23 protein-coding genes are annotated in these 22,507 nt (G+C 39.6%); 14 read left to right on the top strand and 9 right to left on the bottom strand.

Going from position 1 to position 22,507, the window contains the following annotated elements; all coding sequences use genetic code 11:
- Positions 1-87: 87 nt before the first annotated feature.
- The 4 genes from MKX72_RS05915 (at position 88) to MKX72_RS05930 (ending at position 3,759) form a co-directional block, all read left to right on the top strand.
- Complete coding sequence (locus tag MKX72_RS05915) at positions 88-1,221, top strand: DUF2087 domain-containing protein (protein WP_155008314.1); 1,134 nt, start codon at positions 88-90, stop codon at positions 1,219-1,221.
- Between the two features lie 62 nt (positions 1,222-1,283).
- Complete coding sequence (locus MKX72_RS05920; RefSeq protein ID WP_235918776.1) at positions 1,284-2,606, top strand: MATE family efflux transporter; 1,323 nt, start codon at positions 1,284-1,286, stop codon at positions 2,604-2,606.
- A 110-nt stretch (positions 2,607-2,716) separates the two neighbouring features.
- Positions 2,717-3,361: a cupin domain-containing protein gene (locus tag MKX72_RS05925; protein ID WP_155008312.1), complete on the top strand. Its 645-nt coding sequence runs from the start codon at positions 2,717-2,719 to the stop codon at positions 3,359-3,361.
- Between the two features lie 125 nt (positions 3,362-3,486).
- Positions 3,487-3,759, top strand: a complete 273-nt coding sequence (locus tag MKX72_RS05930; protein ID WP_155008311.1) for a hypothetical protein — start codon at positions 3,487-3,489, stop codon at positions 3,757-3,759.
- Here MKX72_RS05930 and MKX72_RS05935 read toward each other — a convergent pair.
- Both MKX72_RS05935 and MKX72_RS05940 read right to left on the bottom strand, forming a co-directional pair.
- A complete protein-coding gene (locus tag MKX72_RS05935) occupies positions 3,710-4,540 on the bottom strand; it encodes an LCP family glycopolymer transferase (RefSeq protein WP_155008310.1) in 831 nt (276 codons plus the stop codon). The genes MKX72_RS05930 and MKX72_RS05935 overlap by 50 nt on opposite strands.
- Before the next feature lie 76 nt (positions 4,541-4,616).
- Positions 4,617-4,988 (bottom strand): PilZ domain-containing protein, encoded by a 372-nt coding sequence (locus MKX72_RS05940; protein ID WP_028407825.1) that lies wholly within the window; start codon positions 4,986-4,988, stop codon positions 4,617-4,619.
- Between the two features lie 549 nt (positions 4,989-5,537).
- On the opposite strand from MKX72_RS05940, the gene corA reads away from it, so the two are divergent.
- Positions 5,538-6,509, top strand: coding sequence for a magnesium/cobalt transporter CorA (gene corA, locus MKX72_RS05945; protein ID WP_013055874.1), 972 nt, complete (start codon positions 5,538-5,540; stop codon positions 6,507-6,509).
- Positions 6,510-6,551: 42 nt separating this feature from the next.
- Here corA and MKX72_RS05950 read toward each other — a convergent pair whose 3' ends face one another.
- Positions 6,552-9,740, bottom strand: a complete 3,189-nt coding sequence (locus MKX72_RS05950) for a S8 family peptidase (RefSeq protein ID WP_155008309.1) — start codon at positions 9,738-9,740, stop codon at positions 6,552-6,554.
- 454 nt (positions 9,741-10,194) lie between these two features.
- On the opposite strand from MKX72_RS05950, the gene MKX72_RS05955 reads away from it, so the two are divergent.
- The 3 genes from MKX72_RS05955 (at position 10,195) to MKX72_RS05965 (ending at position 11,587) form a co-directional block, all read left to right on the top strand.
- On the top strand, positions 10,195-10,704 hold the full coding sequence (locus tag MKX72_RS05955; protein WP_235918775.1) for an SUKH-4 family immunity protein: 510 nt from the start codon (positions 10,195-10,197) through the stop codon (positions 10,702-10,704).
- A 144-nt stretch (positions 10,705-10,848) separates the two neighbouring features.
- Positions 10,849-11,127: a YesK family protein gene (locus MKX72_RS05960; RefSeq protein ID WP_098627395.1), complete on the top strand. Its 279-nt coding sequence runs from the start codon at positions 10,849-10,851 to the stop codon at positions 11,125-11,127.
- Position 11,128: 1 nt separating this feature from the next.
- Complete coding sequence (locus MKX72_RS05965) at positions 11,129-11,587, top strand: GNAT family N-acetyltransferase (RefSeq protein WP_033578328.1); 459 nt, start codon at positions 11,129-11,131, stop codon at positions 11,585-11,587.
- Positions 11,588-11,663: 76 nt separating this feature from the next.
- Here MKX72_RS05965 and MKX72_RS05970 read toward each other — a convergent pair whose 3' ends face one another.
- From MKX72_RS05970 to nagA, 5 genes are all read right to left on the bottom strand, one after another.
- A complete protein-coding gene (locus MKX72_RS05970) occupies positions 11,664-11,843 on the bottom strand; it encodes a hypothetical protein (RefSeq protein ID WP_155008307.1) in 180 nt (59 codons plus the stop codon).
- Positions 11,844-12,208: 365 nt separating this feature from the next.
- The gene (locus MKX72_RS05975; protein ID WP_099330728.1) at positions 12,209-12,934 is read right to left on the bottom strand and encodes an SIS domain-containing protein; all 726 of its coding nucleotides are present in this window, start codon (positions 12,932-12,934) and stop codon (positions 12,209-12,211) included.
- A gap of 17 nt (positions 12,935-12,951) precedes the next feature.
- Positions 12,952-13,677 carry a GntR family transcriptional regulator gene (locus tag MKX72_RS05980; protein WP_028414225.1) on the bottom strand — a complete coding sequence of 242 codons (726 nt, stop codon included), beginning with the start codon at positions 13,675-13,677 and terminating at the stop codon, positions 12,952-12,954.
- Between the two features lie 57 nt (positions 13,678-13,734).
- Positions 13,735-14,472 (bottom strand): glucosamine-6-phosphate deaminase, encoded by a 738-nt coding sequence (nagB, locus tag MKX72_RS05985; protein WP_155008306.1) that lies wholly within the window; start codon positions 14,470-14,472, stop codon positions 13,735-13,737.
- A gap of 2 nt (positions 14,473-14,474) precedes the next feature.
- Positions 14,475-15,659: an N-acetylglucosamine-6-phosphate deacetylase gene (gene nagA, locus MKX72_RS05990; protein WP_155008305.1), complete on the bottom strand. Its 1,185-nt coding sequence runs from the start codon at positions 15,657-15,659 to the stop codon at positions 14,475-14,477.
- A 328-nt stretch (positions 15,660-15,987) separates the two neighbouring features.
- Here nagA and nagE point away from each other — a divergent pair, with 328 nt between their 5' ends.
- From nagE to MKX72_RS06015, 5 genes are all read left to right on the top strand, one after another.
- Complete coding sequence (nagE, locus tag MKX72_RS05995; protein ID WP_155008304.1) at positions 15,988-17,865, top strand: N-acetylglucosamine-specific PTS transporter subunit IIBC; 1,878 nt, start codon at positions 15,988-15,990, stop codon at positions 17,863-17,865.
- Positions 17,866-17,980: 115 nt separating this feature from the next.
- Positions 17,981-18,163, top strand: coding sequence for a hypothetical protein (locus MKX72_RS06000; RefSeq protein WP_080754389.1), 183 nt, complete (start codon positions 17,981-17,983; stop codon positions 18,161-18,163).
- A gap of 150 nt (positions 18,164-18,313) precedes the next feature.
- Complete coding sequence (locus tag MKX72_RS06005; RefSeq protein WP_033579488.1) at positions 18,314-19,033, top strand: DUF554 domain-containing protein; 720 nt, start codon at positions 18,314-18,316, stop codon at positions 19,031-19,033.
- 132 nt (positions 19,034-19,165) lie between these two features.
- Positions 19,166-19,540, top strand: a complete 375-nt coding sequence (locus tag MKX72_RS06010) for a VOC family protein (protein WP_155008303.1) — start codon at positions 19,166-19,168, stop codon at positions 19,538-19,540.
- A gap of 79 nt (positions 19,541-19,619) precedes the next feature.
- Positions 19,620-19,937, top strand: coding sequence for a hypothetical protein (locus MKX72_RS06015; protein ID WP_013082157.1), 318 nt, complete (start codon positions 19,620-19,622; stop codon positions 19,935-19,937).
- A 43-nt stretch (positions 19,938-19,980) separates the two neighbouring features.
- Here MKX72_RS06015 and MKX72_RS06020 read toward each other — a convergent pair whose 3' ends face one another.
- Positions 19,981-20,298: an iron-sulfur cluster biosynthesis family protein gene (locus MKX72_RS06020; RefSeq protein ID WP_013055888.1), complete on the bottom strand. Its 318-nt coding sequence runs from the start codon at positions 20,296-20,298 to the stop codon at positions 19,981-19,983.
- A gap of 507 nt (positions 20,299-20,805) precedes the next feature.
- On the opposite strand from MKX72_RS06020, the gene MKX72_RS06025 reads away from it, so the two are divergent.
- Positions 20,806-22,500 (top strand): DUF6583 family protein, encoded by a 1,695-nt coding sequence (locus MKX72_RS06025; protein ID WP_033578334.1) that lies wholly within the window; start codon positions 20,806-20,808, stop codon positions 22,498-22,500.
- Positions 22,501-22,507: the final 7 nt, after the last annotated feature.

Here is a 22,507-nt window from a genome sequence, read left to right on the forward strand (position 1 = left end):
TATCATAAACGTAAGATTGACATAATAATAAACATATAATATATTTGTTTATAAATTAATAAACAAAATAGAAAGGTGTCTATTTAAATGGTAAACGACTTGTTTTGGGAATCATCTTTTGAAGATATGAAGAAAGGGTACGGGGAAAGCGAAGATCACTACCACTGCTTACTGTGCGGTGAAAGTATTGAAAAAGGCATTATTTATCCGTTGGAAGGTGTTTTTTATGAAGCAAAACGCTATATGAAGCTTCATATTGAACAGCAGCACGGGTCTGTGTTTCATCATTTAATAGAGCTAGATAAAGAGGTAACCGGTCTTTCAGATCATCAAAAAAATTTAGTGAAGTTTTTTAAAGAAGGAAAGAGCGATAGTGATATTCAAAAAGAAATGGGAATCGGCAGTTCATCCACCATTCGGAATCACCGCTTTACGTTAAAGAAAAAAGAGCGTCAGGCAAAAGTGTTTTTAACGCTGATGGAACTGTTAAATGAAGGGGAAGAAGAGAAGGCGGTACCCGTAACAAATACTGCGACTAGAAGAAGTCAGCGCTACAGCGTCAGTGATGAAGAGCGTGAAAAGATTTTAGCGAAGAATTTTCCTCAAGGTTTAAACGGACCGCTTCGTACTTTTCATTTGCAAGAAAAACACCGTCTTGTTGTTCTTGAAGAATTAAGCGGGCATTTTGAGTTTGGCGCAACGTATACCGAAAAAGAAGTAAATGATAGGTTAACACCTTTTTATGACGACTATGCGGTGCTGCGACGCTATTTAATTGAGTACGGGTTCTTAGAGCGCAGCGCAGACGGAAGCAGCTACTGGAGAAAAGGAGAGACAGAGATGAGTATGGACTCAAAAGACTATAAAAAACAAATGAAGCAGCTAGCGAAAGAAGTAAAAACAGAAGGCGGCGTGTATCAAATTAAAAACCTTCACAACGATAAGATTTATATTGGCTCTACGCCTAACATCAAAACGTTAAACGGCGTAAAGTTCACGTTAAAGACGAACACTCATCAAAATAAAGAGCTTCAAGATGAGTGGAATACGTATGGTGCGGATGCTTTTTCAATTGAGATGCTGGAAACGATTAAAAGAGAAGAAGAAAAAGCACTTTCAAAAAAGGATTTGCTAAAACTAGAAGCGAAATGGTTAGAGAAGCTGCAGCCTTACGGCGAAAAAGGCTATCATTCGCCGAAAGCTGATACAAAGGAGAAATAGGTGTGAAGAATCAAGATGTGAAAAGTGAAGTAGTGGAATCAGAAAAATCCGTCAGTAAGCTGATGCTTGTGTTTTTGATTCCGCTCATGTTAAGTAACGCCATGCAGTCCGTTGGGCAGCTGGCAGGAAGTATTATTGTCGGAAGAGCGCTTGGAGTTGATGCGTTAGCCGCTATTTCCGCGTTTTTTCCTCTGTTTTTTCTGCTCGTGTCGTTTTCGATTGGAATTGGTTCAGGAAGTTCCATTTTAATCGGGCAAGCGTACGGGGCACAAAATGAAAAACGAGTGAAAGAAATTATCGGTACCACGCTCACGTTTACCTTTTTAGTCGGAATTGTGCTTGCTGTTTTGGGAAGCATATTTGCTCCGGAGATTCTTCGGATTATGGGAACGCCGGCTAATATTATTGACGTAACGGTTCACTATGCGCGCATTTTGTTTGTGGCGATTCCTGTTTTGTTTTTATACTTTGTTTATACGACGTTTATGCGCGGAACCGGCGACTCTAAAACGCCTTTTTACTTTTTAGTTGTGAGTACAGTCTTAAACCTCATTTTTCTTCCGATTTTAATTTTTGGATGGATCGGAGTCCCAAAGCTTGGCGTGTACGGCGCTGCATACGCAACGGTGTTTTCAACCGTATTAACGTTCATTATTATGATTATTTATTTACGCAAGAAAAATCATTCGCTAAAGTTTGACTCATCCATTTCATTAAAAATGGACGGAACGCTGTTAAAGCTGCTTATGCGTTTAGGGATTCCTGCGAGTATCAATATGATTTTAGTTTCTCTTTCTGAAATTGCGGTTATTACGTTCGTAAACGGATTTGGCTCAGACGCTACAGCGGCGTACGGAGCGGTGAACCAAGTAGCAAGCTATGTACAAATGCCGGCAATCAGCTTAGGAATTGCGGTTTCTATTTTTGCCGCGCAGTCGATTGGTGCCAATAAATTTGAGCGTTTAAAAGAAGTGATTCGCTCTGGAATTATGCTGAATTACGTCATTGGCAGCGTATTGATTTTACTTATTTATCTCTTTTCCAATCAAATTTTAGCACTGTTTTTAACAAGTCAGCATACGCTCCATATTGCCGAAGAGCTGTTAGTGATAACGCTTTGGAGCTATTTGATTTTCGGCCATGCGCAAATTATTACCGCTACGATGCGAGCAAGCGGTACGGTGCTTTGGCCTACGGTATTTAGCATTATGGCTATTTGGTGTGTGGAAGTGCCCGTAGCCTACGTGTTATCGCAGTTTACGTCTCTTGAAATCAAAGGGATTTGGATCGGATATCCAGCGGCGTTTGTGGTCAGCTTAATCCTGCAGTACAGCTATTATCAATTTGTATGGAAGAAAAAGAAAATTGAACGCCTTGTCGGATAAAAAACGAGCGGAAACGCTCGTTTTTTATTTTTTCTAATTAAAACACCCTTAGCAAAGAGTTTTAATAGGATAGTGCATATAACTTTTTAATGAAAAGAGGGTATGACACTATGAGTAAATCTGGATTTGTGCCGGATAATTCAAATATTAAAAAAAGCTCAGGAACGCCTAATCTGTCAGTGAATTATAAGCAAAACGTCCTGTTCAAACGAAACGATCAAAATATAGCGTATCAGCTAACCTCAACTCAGCTGCCTGCCATGCTCGGAGGTGCGTTTGTTGATTTATATATGACGAAAGGGCATATGAGAGAGCCGCACTGGCATCCAAACGCGTGGGAATTAGATGTCGTCGTTTCAGGTGAAGTGCAGGTGTCTGTCTTGGACCCTGATACAAGCAGCATGCACAATTACCGAATAAAAGAAGGCGAAGTTGTTTTTATACCGATGGGCTGGTGGCATTGGATTGAACCTCTATCGGAAGAAGCGCATCTGCATCTCTTTTTTAACAATGATCAATTTGAGTCTACAGAAGGATCCGACGTGCTGCGCTTAACGCCTCCTATTGTGTTTCAAAAAGCGTATGGAGTAAGTGCAAGCGAAGTAGCAGAAGCCGTTGCTCCGATTACGGATACAGTTGTGATTGGGCCGCCTCATGATCATTCTTTTTATCAAAAGAGCTATCTCAAGGATGAACGGGATGAACAAATTGTGGTTAAGATAAATGAAAAAGTAGTGCCTGCTGAAGATAAGTAGCAAAAAAAGAGGCTGGGATAAAAGCCTTTTAGGCGAAGTGAAAAACGAACCATGAATCTTTAATTCACGGTTCGTTTTCCTGTTATAGTGAACGTAGATTTCATTTGTTTCATTCCTTCTAGCAGTTGATTGGAGGGCAAGGCGAAGACTCCTGCGGGAAAAGCGGAACAGATGAGACCCCGCAGGAGCGCAAGCGACGAGGAGGCTCAGCGGCCGCCCGCGGAAAGCGAAGTCTTACACGGAAATCAACTGCGGTGTCACAAGCAGTTCAGCTTATGTATCTCCTTTGGTCGTCTTTAGATTGGTTTCATTTTGTTATGTCCCAGCCTCTTTTTCGTGAAGCGTTTTTTATAAAAACAGCTCTTCACGTTCTAAGTGCTTATACAGCCGCGTTGTGACTTGTTTTTGATTCCATTCGTTTTGCGGAAACTGCTGCTTGTCTACGTGAGCAACGGCCGGCTTGTAGGTTTTTTGAATCCGTTTGATATCATTAAAGGTTGCGTTGGTTTCAATGTGATCAGTCAGCGTAAATACAAGAGAATGCAGCTTTGTAACATTGGGAATCGTAGCTGCTTGGCTGAAAATGGCTTTCGCGACGGACAGCTGTCTTTCATGCGCCGTAAAGACGTCTTGTTCATTCCGCTCCTTTAAATAAACAAGTGCTTCTTTTCCGTTAAGGCGAATCGCTCCTTTTGGAAAAACAATGTTGCTGTGTTCAAAAGCACGTTTGTTTGTGACGATAATGCCGCCTAATTTATCTACAGCATCGACGACTGACTGCTGATCCATTTTGACATAATAATCAACAGGAAGCTTTGCATATGTTTCGACTTTTTTTACAACAGCATTCATATTTCCTTGATGATAAATGGTTCGCAGTGTTTCATTGCCGAGCTGAGTTGACCCTGGCAAGTGGGTCATTTTTATTGATTCATGCTGCTTATTAACAGTCATATATACAAATGACGTATTTTGATGGTTTTCTTGAATTAAAAGCAGGGAAAACGGTTGTCCTTTTTTTAAATTGACGTGTGTTTTGTTACCATGCTCAAGCGGTACATACGTTTGATCAACGGCAGCTTTCACCGTATGATAGCCTGCAAACGTGATGCTGACAAAACTGACGAGTAAAAACAGTACGAGACCGCCAATCCATTCTTTTTTTGCTTTGCTGCTCATCGTCTCACCTTTTTCTATCGAAGTCGTTCGTAGTATTGCCATCTTAAAAGGGGAGTAAAACAAATGAGCGCTATTTTTATTGCTTATCTTGCTTTTTCTTGGCGTAGGTTTTGAGCTCTGTAATTAAAATTGCTTGTTCTTCCACATCGTTAAATGCTTCAATGCCATAAAGGTATTCGGTGTGCCGTTTTTCTTTCCACACGCAAAGTCCGGTAATATGGATGGGTTTTTCATTTAAATAAAAGCTGATTTTTAGCTGAATTTGATGGTTGAAAATAGGTAAATCAAGCGGCGTAATTATTTTGATTCCTTTTGGTGAAAGGTCGATAACAGACAAAGGACCTGGCTTAGAATCGATTTCTTTGTTGTCGTATTTAGCAATGGAAAACGTTCCAACAATGGGAGTCTCGAATAAAAAGCGAAACGGTTCTTCACGTTTAAAATGCATGTATCATCAGTCCTTTTCGTAATCTAAGTTTGTTAAGTAAGTATTCGATGAAAGTCTAAAAATTCCTACACGTTTTTCCCCATCACCCATATAATGTTTATCGATGTAGAATATCTACCATGGCCATAGACCGGCCATGGTAGATATTCTAGACCTAATCGTAGACGATCCCCCTTGCGGGGTTGATCGTCTACGATTAGGTGGACCTTTGTGGGAGTATTCAAGCTGTCTTAGTTATCGATTGCCGATTATAACTGCTTTTATAGTATCGGAAGTTTTGTTTGAAACTTTAAATAGAGAGGAAAAGGTTTTGAAAAAAGCGCTACGCTAGAGTTGGATTGTATGTTAAAATTAAACTTTGTGAAGTAGCTGTATTACAAGTCAGCGTTCCTTCAACTAATTAGGAGGTGAGATGAATGGGCACTGATGACCCCATTTCGATGAAGGTTACTGCAAAACAAGATAGGGGCAACAAAGGTGTATGTGTTCCTCTCATTTCAACGAAGGAAAATACTCCTTAATGCCTCAATGATGTGAGGTGAAAAATCAATGATTAAAACATACTTATATGATGATGAAACAAAAGAAATGGTAACGAATCTTGATTTAGGAGACGTGCATGAAAAATTGCGCAATCCTGATAATTTGCTGTGGATTGATCTGTATGATGTCCACGGACAAGAGCTTGCTCAAATTGCTAAATTATTCGATTTTCACCCATTGGCGATCGAAGACTGCTTACACGACAGTCCTCGCGCTAAAATGGATGATTACGAAGACTATAAATTTTTCGTTTTTCACGCGCTTCGCTATAACGAAGAAAGTGATGATGAGATTACGACGCTTGAGTTAAATGCCTTTGTCGGATCAAATTACGTAGTGACGATTCATAAACATAAAATGGGCTGGCTTCGCAAAATGGATGCTGTATGCTCACGCTATCCAAAGTTTATGAACCGCGGCGCCGACTTTTTACTATATGCTTTGATTGATGGCATCACGGACGAATACTTTCCGATTTTAGACCGAATTGACATGCGTATTGATGAATTAGAAGATGAAATCTACAACAAAGAAGTCCGCGGAGTGACGGAAGAGTTCTTAGCCTTAAAAAGAACCATTATCTTAATCCGTCGCGTTATTCTGCCTCAGCGCCGAATTTTCTTAACGGTTAATGGAAAGTGGAAATTCGACATACGAGAAGAAAATGTTCCTTTCTACATTGACTTGCTTGACCACTTAGAGCGTATTGTAGACTCTGCCGAAACGTTTAGAGACCTCGTAAACAGTGCGCTTGATACGTATTATTCTATTACCAATGCAACTTCATCTGAAAAGCTGAATGTCTTAACGTTAATTTCAACGATTATGCTTCCGCTAACGTTCGTAACCGGATTTTTTGGAATGAACGTACCGATTCCATATCAAAATTCCCACTGGGCTACTGCTGTTATTATTGTTATGTTAATTGTGTTAACGTGGGGAATGTGGAAATACTTTAAAAACAAACAGCTGTTATAACAAAAAGGCACTTGGCTATAAGCCAAGTGCCTTTTTCTTTCTTTATTTTGTCACCGTTTTTGTTGTTGCTTTACTCGTATTGTTCGCTTTGTCTTTTGCCGTTACGCTTAAAACTGTTGTTTCTTTTTGTTTTTTAATTTTTACTGAGTATTGTCCTTTGCTGTTAGCAGCAGCAGAGCCAATGCTTTTTTTGTTTACGGTTACTGTTACGGTAGCATTTGCTTCTGTTTTACCCGTTACAGTCGTGCTTTTTGTTGTGACAGCATTTACGCTTGGTGCAGCAGGGGGTGTTTTATCGCTTACTTTTACAATCGTAGCTTTACTTGTGTTGTTAGCTGCGTCTGCTGCTGTTACGCTGATTGCTGTACCTGCTTTTTGTTTTTTAATGGCAATGCTGTACTGACCTTTTGCGTTGGCTTTTGCTTTGCCGATTTCTTTATTGTTTACTTTAGCTACAACAGATGCATTTGCTTCTGCTGTTCCTTTAATAGCTGTATCCGCGTCGCTGACTGGATTCACTTTAGGTGCATTTGGAGCAATAACGTCACGCACCGTTACTTTTACTTCTTCACTTTCTTGTTTTTGGCTGTTTGTAGCCGTGATATACAAGACTGTGTTTTCTTTTTGTTTTGGAATCTTCACTTTGAACGCGCCTTTTGCATCAGCTTTTGCCGAAGCAATCACTTTTTTAGCGCTGTTTTTAACATTTACCGTAAAATTCGCTTTAGACGTTCCTGTTACGTATTCATCTTTATTCGTCACGGCTTTTACCGCTGGTTTGGCAGGTGCTTTTTGAACAACTGCACGAATGCTTGTGCTTGCTTTTCCGTTTGTGACAACCACTTGTAAAACGGTATCAGCTTTTTGAGCTGGAATGTTCACAGAGAACGTATTTTTTGCATCAGCTTCGGCAGTGCCAAGTGTTTTTGAGCCGTTCATTACTTTAACAGTTGAACCGCTTTGAGCTTTACCTGTAACAACTTTTTGCGTGCTGACAAATGTATTTACCTGCGCTTGCAGCTGCTGTGCACTTACCGCGCTGTACGCATTTAAACGTCCCCATCCTGATACGTAATCGTAGCCTGGAGCAGGAGGTTCTGCTGGACTTTCTTCGTCATCATATACAGGAGCATCTTTCTCGTCAAACTTAATATCTTTAGCTGTATCCGTTAGGCGTTTTTCAACGTCTTTTGGCTTTAAGCCTGGGTTTTGGGACAGTAATAATCCCGCAACGGCTGCCACGTGAGGTGTCGCCATTGATGTTCCGCTTAAATAAGTAACGTTTCCGTCTGGAACAAGACTTGGAATATCAGAGCCTGGAGCTGTAATATCTAATCCTTTTCCATAGTTTGAGTAGTCAGATACGATATCTAAACGGTTTGATGCACCTACTGAAATCGCATAGGCAGATGAAGCAGGGTAAGAGAGCTCTTCCATACCGTCGTTTCCGCTTGCTGCTACAACCGTTACGTTATGGTCGTATGCATATTTTAATGAATATTCAAGCACGCGGCTGTAAGATCCGCCAAGGCTTAAGTTAATAACTTTTGCACCGTGATCAACCGCGTATTTAATACCGTACGCAATTTGTTCTGTATCTCCGCTTCCAGATGCGTCTAGAATTTTAACCGGTAAAATTTTCGCATGAGAATTAATGCCGGCCATTGAATAGTTATTGTTTGCAGAGGCTGCGATAATACCTGCTACGTGAGTTCCGTGTCCGTTGTCATCAGTTGCATTTGACGAACGATCCACGTAGTTATAGCCTGTTCTTGTATCCACCACGCCTTTTAAATCAGCAAGTGATGAATCTACGCCCGTATCGGCAACAGCAATAACCGTATCTTTTAATTTTTGCCCGTTTAGTAGTTTTTCAAGCGATTCGTATTGAATATCGGCGTGCTGCGTACCGTCATTTTTACCCGTGTTGTTTAATGACCACTGATACGGATATTGTGAATCCATTGAAAGAGCGTGGTACTCTTGAACCGGCTCGATAAATTCAGTTTCAGGAAGTGCCTGAATTTGTTTTGCCGTCATTTTACCTTGAGCAGACGACGTACTGAAGCTTTTTCCATTGCTGTCATCTAATTGAATAACAAACATATTATCAAAAGAAGCAGCTGATTGTTTTAATGGATTAATAGATTCAATGCTTGCTGATTTTGACTGTGCTTTTGTTTTAAATGACTTTGCATTTGCACCATCTTTTAATTTAACAATATAGCGAGTTTCCGCTTTTGTTGAAACGCTGTTTGCGCTGACTAACTTAGCTCTTACTAATACAGACGATACGTTTAAGTCCGTTACGTCTTTTAATTTTGTCTGTGCTGCTACTTTTTCTAAGTCTTTCTTTAAAGCAGCCGGAACGGATTTATAAGCGATGCTGTATAAATCATTGATTGCTTTTTGATCAGCACTTGTAATCATATATGTGCTTGATGCGCCGTTTTTCGCTACATCTGTAAATAAACCTTTTAGCTGAACTAAATCTTTGTATACTTGTTCGCGCATTGATTTATCGATAATCATTTTAGAGCTGATAAACGGAGCGGCTTTGTAGTAAAGAGAAGAAAGGTCTTTTCCGCTTGCTGTTTTTGAAAGCACAGCGTCACGAATCGTACGCAAATCTTTTAAAATACCTTTTCCGTTTTCTTTTTGGCTTGTACTTAATTCAGCCGGGCATTCTTCTTCCATCATTTGAGAAGGAGGAAGTGAAGCGCCTTCATAGCTGATTGTATATGGAACTTCTGTTTTTTCTTCCGGCTGTGGTTCTGGAGAAGCTGAACCATCTTCCGCATCTTCTTCAATCATGTCGTCTTCGCTTCCATAATACTCAACTTTCACATAATAAGGGCCAGTCCAAGCGATTGGAAAATCAAGCTGAGCAGGCTCATCTTTGTAGGAGTATCCCATATAACGGTCAAATGCCACGTTGTTTTTGGCATTTTCAAGACTGGAGTAAACCGTGATGTTTACTTCATCATCACTTTGAAGCTTAATTCGGTAGTGTGAAAACTTTGCTACCTCTTGCTTAGAAGGATTAATTTTGTACCAATGCGTTTGTTCTGGTTCTGTAAATGTTCCTTTTGCTGCTTTACCAATGCTTAATGTTTTTTCATTAGCAGGAGGATTGCCTGCTGCTTGTGTTTTCAGTAAGCCTAATTGGCTAAAACACAAGGTGAACATTAAAGCAAAAGCAATAAAACGATAAATTGACCCTTTTTTCATGTTAAACCTCCAAAAAAATATAGTAAAAAACAGGAATTACATACCTATTAAACCATAAAGTTTAAAAACTTGTAAATAATTACTGTTGCTTATTTTAGTATTTTGTCAAGTTATTAATCTCGCATAAAAAATGGTGAGATAAGTCCTAGTTGCAAAAAGTAGAAAAAATTGGAATAATAAAGATTGAGCCTATTTGTAAGAGGCGAAAGTACGCTGAAAAGGGAAGAAGGGAATGAGAATTATTTTTAAAAGCAGAATCTGTTGGAGAAAATCTGATCGGTTTCTTTTTACCTGTGTTTATAAAGAGGAAATCGGGCTATATAAATAAAGATTGGAAAAATTTTCAGTCTAATTAAGTTCATTTGTAGCATATAATACGAGCTGGATTTCTTTTATAATAAACAAAAGCAAAGAAAGAGCAAATGGTGAAAAGGAGTGAAAGAAGTTGTCAAATGTGATGCAACGACAGGAAAAACGAATGAAGTTTGATGCCGAACAGCTTGCACCCCTTGATATTGATGAAGAGATAAAGAAGTTGCTAACAGAAAAAGGATTGCCCAAAGAAGCTTCACCATTTCTAGAGTTCGTTTCATCCAAAGGAAAGCTAACAACATTATGCGAAACATTTGAGTTATCACCTCGCTACCAGCACTATTGGTTTTTAGGAACAACCGGCGCTGGAGATCCAATTTGTTTTCATCAAAAAAACGGTTCGGTTGTGCTGCTCGATACGTCCAACGATGACTGCGAGCGTTTCGTGAATACAACTTTTCCGCAGTTTTTAGCATGCTTAGATGTGTTTGAAGAGCTAGTAGAAGAAACGATTCAAGCAAACGGAGAATCTGCATACTTAGAGCGACACATTCCTGCTGAGGTGCTGCAGCGATGCAAAAAACGTATGAATGAAATTGATGAAGCTTGCTTAGCCCCTTATTCTTTTTGGTTCAAAGAACTTTCTTTTTAATAATATAGTAGAAAAATAGACATGGCCGTTTTGGTCATGTCTATTTAGTTGTGGCTGCAGGGCTATTAATATAGATAGAATAAATAAAAATGATAGTATATAATGGATATAAATTCCTTTTTTTGAAGAGGGAGGAGAGTGTAAATGATTTCTTTATTTGGATTAATGGGTGCTTTCTTCGCGCTGCTTTTTGGTGCGTCGTATTTCTTCTATAGAAGGAACTCGCCCGTGCAGTACGGAATTTCACTTAGCAGCATGCTAATAAGCATATTTCTATTTCTATATAGCATATTTGGAGTTGGCGGCTTTGAAGGAATGGGTCTTGGTGCTTTAGCGGCTGCTTTGTTCTTGGCATCGGTTCTGAGCTTGTTCGTCAGCGTTCTTTTTAATATCATAAATAGACACGGGAAAGGTGCTGTGTGAAATGGGAGAAATAACCTTTAGAGAAGCAGTGCGAGAAGATTTGGATCAAATTGTTGAAATGCTCGCGGATGATATGCTCGGAAGCAAACGAGAACGCTACGAATTACCGCTTCCAGACTGTTATGTGCAAGCATTTCAGGCAATTGATGCGGATCCAAACAATGAACTGATTGTCGCATGTAAAGATAGTAAAGTAATAGGTGTTCAACAAATAACCTTTACGCCCCACATTGCAAGACAAGGCGGGTGGAGAGCCACGATTGAAGGAGTTCGAACCGCTTCGTCACAGCGCGGAAAAGGGGTTGGCTATCAGCTGATTACATGGGCGATTGAACGAGCGAAAGAACGCAATTGTCAGTTAGTACAATTAACAACCGACAAGGAACGATCGGAGGCTTTGCGTTTTTATCAAAAGCTTGGATTCACAGCTTCTCATGAAGGATTAAAGCTCCATTTGTAATTCGCTGTTAATGGTTATGAACATAAAATAATGAGTACGATAGAAAGAGAAGAGGTTGAGACACAACGAAATTAAATCAATCTAAAGACGAACAAATGGGATACATGAGCTGAACCGCTTGTGACACCGCAGTTGATTTCCGTGCAAGACTTCGCTTTCCGCGGGCGGACGCTGAGCCTCCTCGTCGCATACGCTCCTGCGGGGTCTCACCTGTTCCGCTTTCCCCGCAGGAGTCTTCGTCTTGCTCTCCAATCAACTGCTAGAAGAACGAAACAAATGAAAATTATGTCTACCATCATAAAAAAGGAATCACTAATCGAACACACGGATGAAATCATACATACAACAATTATGAAAGAAGCTAAAAGCCAGCTAGAACATTACCGCAAAAAAATCTTCAAATGAATGCACTACGAAATTTCTTATAACTTATTTGACACTTAAGGTATAAAAGAGTATACTTATGTTAAACATAGTAATTATGTCGGATAAGTAGGTTATGGTGCTGTGAACAAGACTTCTACTGATAAAGAGGAGATCTAGTCCAAAACGTACAGTCCGACTTTGATGAGATGCTTTCAAGCATCTTTTTTTTGTGCAAAAAAACAGCCGCAGGGGCTGTTATAGGGCAGTAATTCTTCCTTTGTAAGCATCAATCAACCGCTGGTTGTGTTCATCTGAACCTTCCATGTTTCCGCTTAAAAAGACAGGAGGAGTGATGCCGCGGCTGAGCAGTTTTTGTATGGCTTTAGATAGGACATCATTTAGAATAGCGCCTCCAATTACAGTAGAACCAGAAGCGAAGGAAATGTCTTGCTGATGAAGAAGGACGTCTCCTTTTGGAATATGATTATTAATAACAAGATCCACGACATCATGAAGGTATTTTCCGCTTTTATGTCGCGAAGCCCGGCTCGTGGCATAAGAAGGAGAGGTAAGCCCGATAACAAAGGCGCCTTTTTCTTTTGCAATCAAAGCTACATCAATCGGAACGGGATTTACGCCCGATGTAGAAATGACAATCATAATATCGCCTGGTACGATATCTTCTTTTTCCATAAAGGTGGAGGCATAGTCGTTTTTACGCTCTAGCTGTGAAGAGCGCGAAGCTCCTTTATGAAGCATCAGTTCTTCCACAAAAATAGGATGAATCGGCGCAAGCCCTCCAGAACGGTAAAACACTTCTTCCGTTAAAATATGAGAATGACCGCACCCAAATAAATGAATGAGGTGATGAGAAGCCAATTGCTGTGAGATTTTCTCGGCTGCGGATTCTATTGCCTGCTGTTCATGCGCCTCCACTTTAGCAAGCAGTTTTGTTAGTTCCTGTAGATATAAACTAGACATAAAAAAACTCCTTAGTTTTAAGATCGTGTCATGTTAATCGTAAACTTATAGCGGTCTGCTCGGTACGAAGACTTCACCACTTCAAGCGGCGTGCCGTCTTGCAAATACGTATTTCGTTGAATCAGTAGAACGGGTGAATATGAGTTGATTCCAAGATGCTTCACTTCGGTTTCAGAAGCTAAAATGGATTCTAACGTTTGATTGGCTTCGCCAATTTTCAGGCCCAACTCTTCTTCTATATAGCGGTAAAGAGAGTCGTTAACAATGGATTCTGTTAACCCTTTGACTAAGTTGGCGGATACATATACGCTTTCGAGCGCCATTGGCACGTCGTCAGCTAAACGAATACGCTTGATTTCATAAACAGGTGCATGAAGAGAAATGTGCAGCTGTTCGGCAATTTTTTCCGAAGCCGCAATGATTTCAAAACTCAGCAATTTACTGCTTGGCACCATTCCGCGCGCTTTCATATCTTCTGTAAAACTCGTTAATCCAACGAGCTGCTGCTCCAGTTTTTTTTCAGATACAAAGGTGCCGCGGCCTTTTTGACGATATAAATAACCGTCGTTTACTAAATTGTTAATCGCTTGGCGAACGGTCATTCTGCTGATTTCAAATCGTTCTGCAAACTCTCGTTCAGAAGGAAGCGAATCATTTGGTTTTAACTCTCCGTTTTCAATTTGTTTTTTCAACTGTTCTTCAATTTGATAATAAATCGGAAGAGGTGAGCTTTTATCAATCACTTAAGTTCTCTCCTTTATGTAAACCTCCTCATCTAAAAAAGACGAGGAGGCTATAAATTAAACCGTAGTCGATACTTTAGCTAAAGCTTCTTGGTCCGCAATAATTGTAACACAGTGATGCTTCTTTAAAATAGAAGCAGGGAAGTTCTCTGTAATTTCTCCGTTAAGCAGCTGATACATCGCTTCTGCTTTGGCTTCACCGGAGATAAGCAGTAAAATTTCTTTGCTTTTCATAATCGATTCAATTCCCATTGTAATAGCCTGAGTAGGCACTTCGTCAAGAGAATTAAAGTAGCGCGCATTGGCTTTTCGCGTTGACTCTTCTAACGTCACAATATGAGTAGGAGAGTTGAATGACGTACCAGGTTCGTTAAAGCCAATGTGTCCGTTTTGGCCGATTCCAAGAATCTGAAGGTCAATGCCTCCATGATTTTGAATCATTTCATCGTAGCGGCGGCATTCTTCTTCAGGCGTATCAGCCAGCCCGTTAGGAACGTGCGTGTTTCTTACGTCAATATCAATGTGATTAAATAATGCATCTGCCATATAGTAGTGATAGCTGTTTGGATCTTGCGGCTTCATTCCGACATATTCATCTAAGTTAAAGGAAGTAACGTGTTTGTAAGACGTGCCGTGCTCTTTATGATCTTGAATTAAACGATCATATAATCCTTTCGGCGTGCCTCCCGTTGCAAGTCCCAGATTCATATTTGGTTTTTCATGAAGTTTGCTAATCAGCATATCAGCTGCTTTTGCACTCATTTCACTGTAGTTTTTCACTTGGATGATATTCATTGTTAGTCCTCCTTTTGAAAGCTCAATGTGCCTCGGCAAAATGTCATTTCAACATCTAAGTTTTCATTTAACACCACGATATCCGCATCTTTTCCAATTTTAAGGCTTCCTTTTGTATCAAACAGGTTAAGCTGTTTTGCTGGGTTTTCAGCGGTCATTTTTACGATGTCTTCTAATGAGCAGTTCGTAAAGCTCATCGTGTTTTTAATCGCATCGTTCATCTTTAAGATGCTTCCTGCTAACGTTCCATCTGCAAGGGTAGCCGTTGTGTCGTTTACGTGAACAGGCTGTCCGCCTAAATCATACGTACCGTTTTTTAGCCATTTGGCACGAAGAGAATCCGTGATAAGAATCATGCGTTCACTTGTAATTTGATCGTACGCAAGCTTGACCATTTCAGGTCGGCAGTGGATGCCGTCTGTAATCAGCTCTACAAATAATTCATTTCTCAAATAAGCGGCGCCTAATACGCCGGGCTCTCTATGGTGAAGACCGCGCATGCCGTTATATAAATGCGTAATATGAGAAGCTCCTGCTTCAATAGCTTCACCAACTTGATCATATGTGCTGTCGGAGTGGCCAATAGAAGCGACGACGTTTGTTTCTTTTAAATAAGAAGTAAGAGATAAGCCGTTTGGCTGCTCTGGAGCTAACGTAACAAGTTTAATATGTCCTCCGGCTGCTTTTTGCCATTCTTGAAACAGTGCCACATTCGGATCTTGAATGTGAGTAGGGGGCTGCGCGCCCGCACGTTTCGGTGAAATAAACGGACCTTCTAAGTGAATACCAACTACTTCAGCATCCGCATCTGTTTGCTCTTCGATATAAGCGCCCGCGTTGCGAAGTGCTGTTTCAACCGCTTCATTCGACTGCGTCATAGTAGTTGCTAAAAAGCTTGTTGTACCTTCTTTTGGAAGCGTGCGCGCCATTGTTTTTAATGCTTCTGCCGTACCGTCCATCGCATCGGCATTGTTAACGCCATGAATATGCACGTCAATGGCACCAGGAATCACTTTATAGGAAGGAGAAAGCTCAATTACATGGTCTTTCGGCTGACGTACGTATTGATGGATCTCTCCGATTTCAGTAATTTTCTTGTTCGTTAGTTTAATATACCCGTTTTTTAATGTCTGATTTTCACTATAAACGGTTACATTATAAATAATGATGGATGAATGTGTATCCATACATACACTCCTTTGCTCGTTGTATTGATTTAAGTGTAACGCTTTTTGGAATAGTTGTCTAGACCAGTTAATTCTTTTTTGTGAGTTAGAAAGTTTTGTAAGGGCTTTTAACATTGATATAGAGAGGTTTTTAAAAAGAAAATTGGTATAGACAACTATATATTTTATGTGCTAGTATGAGTCCATGCAGTAAAACCGCCGTCATTTCAGCTGATTATGTAATCATAGGACAGGGATGAATGCGGTAACTTGTCATCCGATAAATATTGTTACGAAAATCCTTGCTCGTAACATCGGGTTAAATACGTTATACAAAGGAGATAGAAACATGCTGAATTTTTTACAACGTATTGGTAAATCGCTTATGCTGCCAATCGCAGTATTACCTGCTGCGGCATTGCTTCTTCGTTTGGGTCAAAAGGACTTATTAGATATTCCATTTATGGCTCAAGCCGGAGATGCGATTTTTGCGAATTTAGCACTACTGTTTGCACTCGGTATTGCTGTAGGGCTTTCAAAAGATGGAAGCGGCGCAGCAGCACTTGCCGGAGTCGTCGGTTATTTTGTTCTAACAAAAGGAACTGTAGCTATTGATAAAGATATTAATATGGGTGTACTCGGCGGGATTGTCTCAGGTGTAACGGCTGGTTTACTATACAATCGTTTCTCAGCGATTAAGCTGCCCGAGTGGCTCGGCTTCTTTGCAGGAAAGCGGTTTGTACCGATTATTACTTCAGTCGTTATGCTTGCGCTTGCAGGAATTTTCGGGGTTATTTGGCCGCCGATTCAAGATCAAATTAACAACTTAGGAACGTGGATTACAGGAGCAGGAGCGCTTGGTGCAGGTATATACGGATTTTTAAACCGTCTGTTGATTCCAATTGGACTGCATCACGTGTTAAACAGCTTAGTATGGTTTGTATTCGGAGACTATCACGGCGTAACGGGAGATTTGAATCGCTTCTTTAAAGGAGATCCAACGGCAGGAACGTTCATGTCTGGATTCTTCCCGGTTATGATGTTTGGTTTACCGGCAGCTGCGCTTGCGATGATTGCAGCAGCTAAAAAAGAAAAACGCAAACAAGTCAGCGGTATGTTAATCGGACTTGCGGTTACTTCTTTTTTAACAGGAATTACGGAACCAATTGAATTTCTATTTATGTTCGTAGCACCGCTATTATACGTTATTCATGCCGTTTTAACGGGAATTTCGATGGCTTTAGCCGTTGCTCTTGGCATTCACGCTGGATTTGGATTTTCAGCAGGTGCCATTGACTTCTTCTTAAACTACGGAATTTCACAAAAACCGCTGCTGTTAGCGGGAATTGGCATTGTATATGCGGTCATTTACTTTGTCATTTTCTACACGCTGATCAAAGCATTAAATTTAAAAACACCGGGACGTGAAGATGATGAAGAAGTAGACACATCAAACGAAACGGTTGTAGCAACAGGCGATAAATATGTGGATATGGCATCGTATTTTATTGAAGATTTAGGCGGAAAAGAAAACTTAACCGTAATTGATAACTGTGCGACTCGTCTTCGCTTACAAGTAGCTGATGCTAGCAATATTAATGAAGCTGCCTTAAAGCGCCACGGAGCGAGAGGAATCATGAAGCTCAATAAAACAAATGTTCAAGTCATTGTCGGAACAGAAGTAGAGTTTGTTGCAGACGCAATGAATCAATTAGTTAAATACGGCACAGCGTCAACCGCTGCACCTGTTGAACAACAGGCTGTTCAAGCAGATGCACACACAGAGTTTGTGTTACCGTTTGAAGGCGTTGTAAAGCCGCTTAGTGAAGTGGAAGATCAAGTGTTTTCACAAAAGATGATGGGCGACGGCTTTGCGATTGAACCGATTGAAGGAACGCTCGTATCACCGATTAACGGTGAAGTCATGACCGTGTTCCCAACAAAACATGCGATTGGCTTAAAAACAGCAGAAGGAATTGAAATCCTGATTCACGTTGGATTAGATACTGTGAATTTAAAAGGAGAAGGATTTCAAGCGCTTGTTCAAGAAGGTGACAGCGTTCAACAAGGAACACCTCTTTTACAGGTGGATTTAGAGTATGTTAAAAAGCATGCACCGTCTATTGTGACACCAGTTGTATTTACCAACTTGCCAGCGGATAAAGAAGTGAAGCTGTTAAAAACAGGCTACCAAAAGCAAGGTACAAAAGACGTTATTACATTTTAATAAAAAGGCTGGAACAAACCTGTTCTAGTTAAAAGAAGATCCGAACGATTCATCGTTCGGATCTTTTTATGGTGATGGTGAACGTAGATTCAATCTATTTAGTTGCTTCTGGCTGTTGATTGGAGGGCAAGGCGAAGACTCCTGCGGGAAAAGCGGAACAGGTGAGACCCCGCAGGAGCATAAGCGACGAGGAGGCTTACCGGCCGCCCGCGGAAAGCGAAGCCTTGCACGGAAATCAACAGCGTTGTTGCAAGCAATCAGCTCATGTATCCTATTTGTTCGTTTTTATATGGGGTGATCTAGTTACGTTTCAATCTCTTTTTCTTTTCTTCATAATTGAGGGAATTTTGTGTTAAAATTTAGGGTGTTTGATACAGCTAGTGCGCAGCAGAGAGGGAGTAGAACAAGTGAAAAAAGAAACGGCATTATTCAGAGTAAAGGTGACAGCATGTTTATTATAGGAGCATTAGTCAATGGATTAGCAATTGTTGTCGGAACATTAATGGGCAAGCTTGCTCACCGCATTCCTGAAAAAGTAAGCGTGACGGTGATGCAAGTGATGGGGTTATCCGTTATCACGCTTGGTTTGCAAATGGGTTTTAAAAGTCATCAGTTTTTAATTGTAATTTTGAGTTTAGCCATTGGAGCGGTTATTGGTGAGTTCATTGATTTAGATGAAAAGCTAAACCTTTTAGGCAATATGATTGAACGAAAATTTCAATCTCAGCAAAACGACAAGCAAACATTTAGTATGTCACAGGGCTTTGTGACAGGAACGCTGATCTTTGTTATTGGAGCGATGGCGATCGTCGGGGCATTAGACAGCGGAATACGCGGCGATCACAGCGTATTGTTTACGAAAGCGGTGATGGATGGGTTTATCTCATTGTTATTAACGACTACGCTTGGAATAGGCGTCATTTTCTCAGCGGTGCCCGTATTTCTGTACGAAGGTATCATTGCGCTATTTGCTACGCAAATTAATGCGGTTGTGCCGCAAGATTTAATGAATAGTATCATTGCCGAAGTCACAGGAGTAGGCGGCGTGTTAATTTTAGCAATTGGAATTAATTTATTAGAAATTATTAAAATTAAAGTTGCCAATTTACTGCCTTCGATTTTAATTGCGGTTGTGATTGTAGTTGTACAGCATACATATTTTTTATGAAGAAAAAGCTTGTGAATAGTATTCGCAAGCTTTTTTGTATCTATATGAGCAAAAGTTAAGGTAATAGCAGGTATAAAGTGATACGTGGATAATGGTATAGGATGAACAGAAAAACAAAAAGGAGGATTAAAAATGCGGAGTCCTGTTTTCAACAAAATGAATACGGTATTTATCCACGTCTCCAATTTAAAGTCTTCAGTAAAATGGTATAGCGAGCTACTGAGTCAAGAATACAAGATGAGCGAGGTGAAGAACCCCGTTTATAATCTTAAAATTGATGGAGAAACAGGATTAACGCTAGACGCAGGACCTGAAGGAACAGAAAAACAAATAGTGGCTAGTCTCCATCCAATTTTTAATTTCCATACGGAAGATATTAAAGACGCCTATGAATTTGTTAAAGGAATGGACTATACGATTGATTCTCCGATTACTTCTTTTGATGATTTTTCGTTTTTTACGATAAAAGATCCGGATGGACATGTGGTCATGATTTGTACAGGATAAGTAGTTAGCTCCAGAAGTTTAAGGTATAGTATACTAATAATAAAACCCTAATGATATGAAGTAAGGAGAAATACTGCTTATGAAAGACAATCAACAGATTACAGCTCTTATTGCTGCACAAGTGGAGAAGTTAGCACGTCAATTTGGCTATGACTTTTTATCTGAAAAACAAGGGAATCAAACGCTTTGTCAAATTCTTCAGCGAGATGAAGACGGATCTATTTTGGCAACGCCGCTTAGTTTTCATTTACATATGAATGAAGACAAAGGAACGGGAGATATTATTTACTACCATGAACAAGGAGAATTTAAGCGCCAGCAGGTGAATGTATATGAAGAAAATAGCCTTGTGAACGTGTTGTTGTTTATCCAAGAGCGGTTGAAAGTCAATCGATAAAAGACATATGCAAGAAAAAAAGCAGGGAGCTCCCTGCTTTTTTCTATGAATTGATATAGCGTAGTCCTACGCGGTTATTAAAAATTTGGTTATGATTTTTGAAGACAAAAGCACCTGCTGCGTGATCAATCACCAGCTCATTGTCGTACACTTCTTCCATGTCATCATCAACAATAAATTCTAGGTCTTCAACCGTTACAACTTTTTCATAGGGTTGAAGGCTGCGCTTTGAGATGATCTTCATTTCATAAATCGTATTAACAATATCGCAGCTTCCCCGATCAAAAGAAAGCTGAATCATTTGATTTTGTTCCACGTTCTGCAACGCTTCTTTTGCAGAAGGAGTGACGCGTATATTCATAAATGATATCCTCCTTTTTCTATCCTCAAATTAAATTGTGTGAAATGTATTTAGGAATACTTTATTCGATCTTTATGTCACGGGCAAGAAAAAAGCTTTCTCACTATTATTATTTCCCTTTCAAAACAGAACAAAACGCTGATGTTTTTATCATGTTTTCATAAAGACGTACATAGATATCACCTGTATGTGATGAAAGGAAAGAGGAAAAAACTGCGCTTTGTAATTCTTAGGTGTAAATACTTAATTATAGGAATATATTGTAAAAATACAAGAAGATAAGTCATTTACGTATTTTAATAGTTATTGAGATAGTTTTGAATAATTGGTTTTATTTTCAATATATTGGGTACTTAAGTAGAGTACTTTGCACACGATATTGCACCGAAAGACATCGGTTTATCGGACTAATTATTGTCTTATTTTGTCGAAGTAGTAGAATTTATGGAAACCATTCCTTATCATGTACAAAGTGACTAACAAAATACATAGGAGGTTCTGGTGTAGATGAGTGAGAAAGATCAAAACAGAACAACAGACGAAACAGCGGCTTCGCTAGAAACAGCGCCCGCTCCCAAAAAAGCGCCAGCTAAATGGATTATCATTTTGGCAGCTTTAATTGTGATTATTGGAGGAGTAATTACATTTGCTACGGTATTTAAAAAATCTCCTAAGCAGTTATATTTAATTTCTGAAGTAAATACGTATCAAAAAGCAGCAGATGAATTAGAAACGAAGTACAGTGAAACGATGGCTTATCAGGAAAAAGCGATGAAGCAGCCTTCTACCACAAATGCTACTGTCAAAGGCGGCTTTAACATGGATTCACTTTCGTATGATCCAAGCTTTAAAATGATTCAAGATCTTATCAGTAAAGCTGAAATTAAAATTAAAGCGGAACAAGATCCGAAAAAAAGTGAAGCATACGGTTCACTGGCTCTTAATATCGGCGGTTCAAAAGCGCTTGACCTAGAAGGTTTTCAAACGAAAGAAAGAATAGGCTTTAAAGCCCCGATTCTAGCAAATGAATATTTCTATTTAAACTTAGATGAATATGGACAGGTAGCGCGTAAGTTCGATCCTTCGTATTCAGGTCCTGAAACGCTTGATATTAACACGAGTAACGTAAGTTTAGAAGACTTAAAGTTAACGGAAAAAGAAAAAACCTACATTGCAAAAGAGTACGGAACGTTCATTTATGATCAGCTAGACAGCGATTATTTTACAAAAGAAAAAAATGTGGATTATAAAACAAATGGCAAAACGCTTCAGTTAACAAGCGTGACGCTTAACATGTCTGACAAAGAAACAAAACAATTTATGGATAAGCTTATTGCAAAGGTAGCAAAAGATGACAAGCTTCATACTATCTATGCAAATCACGTGTCTAAGCTGTTTAAATCTTCGGCAGCAACGAATCCAGAATTAAAAGATATGGCAGATCCAAAAGAATTGAAAAAATCAGTAAAAGAAAGTCTTCAAGACTTCCAAAAAGAAGCAAAAGATACGACTTACCCTGGCGGTGTTAAATCAACCGTGTACGTTCAAGATGATGTTGTTGTAGCTCGCGATATGAACATGGGCGTAAAAAATGCTTCTAACGATAAAGGAAAACTTAACGTCGTAACTAAAAATATTCCGTATGAAGATAACAAAACGGCTAAGCAGTTCAAAGCAGTCCTAACCGATAGCACTACCGATGATGCATTTACGTTTGATATGAAAAATGACGTAACAACGGAAAGTGAAAAGAGAAAAGAAAACATGTCTATTCATTTGTTAACAAAAGATTCAAAAGATGAAGACACGAATATGACGTTTAAAATGAATTCAGTAATCAACGGTAAAACCGATGCAAAACAGACGGCTGACCGTACTTTCTCTTTAGACTTAGGTGATCAAGAAGATCTAGTAGTAAACGGAGAAGTAAAGCAGAATCAAGCAATAAGTGCTTCAAAAGGAAAAGCAGATTATTCGTTTGATATTCGTACAAAAATAGGACCAAAAGCAGATCCTGCAAACGTTACGTTAAAAATTGACTCTGCTTCTCAATTAAAAAAATCAGCCTCTATTCCAGAGCTTGACGCATCTAATGCGACAAACGTAAAAGATGTAACGCCTGAAGATATGCTGTCGATTCAAGAAAATTTTGCTAAAAATGTTCAAGGTCTCATGATGAATATGGGAACCGCTGGTTACTAAAAGGTGC

Source organism: Priestia sp. FSL R5-0597, from assembly GCF_038006305.1.
GTDB lineage: Bacteria > Bacillota > Bacilli > Bacillales > Bacillaceae_H > Priestia > Priestia zanthoxyli.

What these genes read in the sequence shown, in the direction of transcription:
- MKX72_RS05915 (WP_155008314.1), top strand. Translation starts at nt 88, where the DNA reads ATGGTAAACGACTTGTTTTGGGAATCATCTTTTGAAGATATGAAGAAA.
- MKX72_RS05920 (WP_235918776.1), top strand. Translation starts at nt 1,284, where the DNA reads ATGCTTGTGTTTTTGATTCCGCTCATGTTAAGTAACGCCATGCAGTCC.
- MKX72_RS05925 (WP_155008312.1), top strand. Translation starts at nt 2,717, where the DNA reads ATGAGTAAATCTGGATTTGTGCCGGATAATTCAAATATTAAAAAAAGC.
- MKX72_RS05935 (WP_155008310.1), bottom strand. Translation starts at nt 4,540, where the DNA reads ATGAGCAGCAAAGCAAAAAAAGAATGGATTGGCGGTCTCGTACTGTTT.
- MKX72_RS05940 (WP_028407825.1), bottom strand. Translation starts at nt 4,988, where the DNA reads ATGCATTTTAAACGTGAAGAACCGTTTCGCTTTTTATTCGAGACTCCC.
- corA (WP_013055874.1), top strand. Translation starts at nt 5,538, where the DNA reads ATGATTAAAACATACTTATATGATGATGAAACAAAAGAAATGGTAACG.
- MKX72_RS05950 (WP_155008309.1), bottom strand. Translation starts at nt 9,740, where the DNA reads ATGAAAAAAGGGTCAATTTATCGTTTTATTGCTTTTGCTTTAATGTTC.
- MKX72_RS05960 (WP_098627395.1), top strand. Translation starts at nt 10,849, where the DNA reads ATGATTTCTTTATTTGGATTAATGGGTGCTTTCTTCGCGCTGCTTTTT.
- MKX72_RS05965 (WP_033578328.1), top strand. Translation starts at nt 11,129, where the DNA reads ATGGGAGAAATAACCTTTAGAGAAGCAGTGCGAGAAGATTTGGATCAA.
- MKX72_RS05975 (WP_099330728.1), bottom strand. Translation starts at nt 12,934, where the DNA reads ATGTCTAGTTTATATCTACAGGAACTAACAAAACTGCTTGCTAAAGTG.
- nagB (WP_155008306.1), bottom strand. Translation starts at nt 14,472, where the DNA reads ATGAATATCATCCAAGTGAAAAACTACAGTGAAATGAGTGCAAAAGCA.
- nagA (WP_155008305.1), bottom strand. Translation starts at nt 15,659, where the DNA reads ATGGATACACATTCATCCATCATTATTTATAATGTAACCGTTTATAGT.
- nagE (WP_155008304.1), top strand. Translation starts at nt 15,988, where the DNA reads ATGCTGAATTTTTTACAACGTATTGGTAAATCGCTTATGCTGCCAATC.
- MKX72_RS06005 (WP_033579488.1), top strand. Translation starts at nt 18,314, where the DNA reads ATGTTTATTATAGGAGCATTAGTCAATGGATTAGCAATTGTTGTCGGA.
- MKX72_RS06010 (WP_155008303.1), top strand. Translation starts at nt 19,166, where the DNA reads ATGCGGAGTCCTGTTTTCAACAAAATGAATACGGTATTTATCCACGTC.
- MKX72_RS06015 (WP_013082157.1), top strand. Translation starts at nt 19,620, where the DNA reads ATGAAAGACAATCAACAGATTACAGCTCTTATTGCTGCACAAGTGGAG.
- MKX72_RS06020 (WP_013055888.1), bottom strand. Translation starts at nt 20,298, where the DNA reads ATGAATATACGCGTCACTCCTTCTGCAAAAGAAGCGTTGCAGAACGTG.
- MKX72_RS06025 (WP_033578334.1), top strand. Translation starts at nt 20,806, where the DNA reads ATGAGTGAGAAAGATCAAAACAGAACAACAGACGAAACAGCGGCTTCG.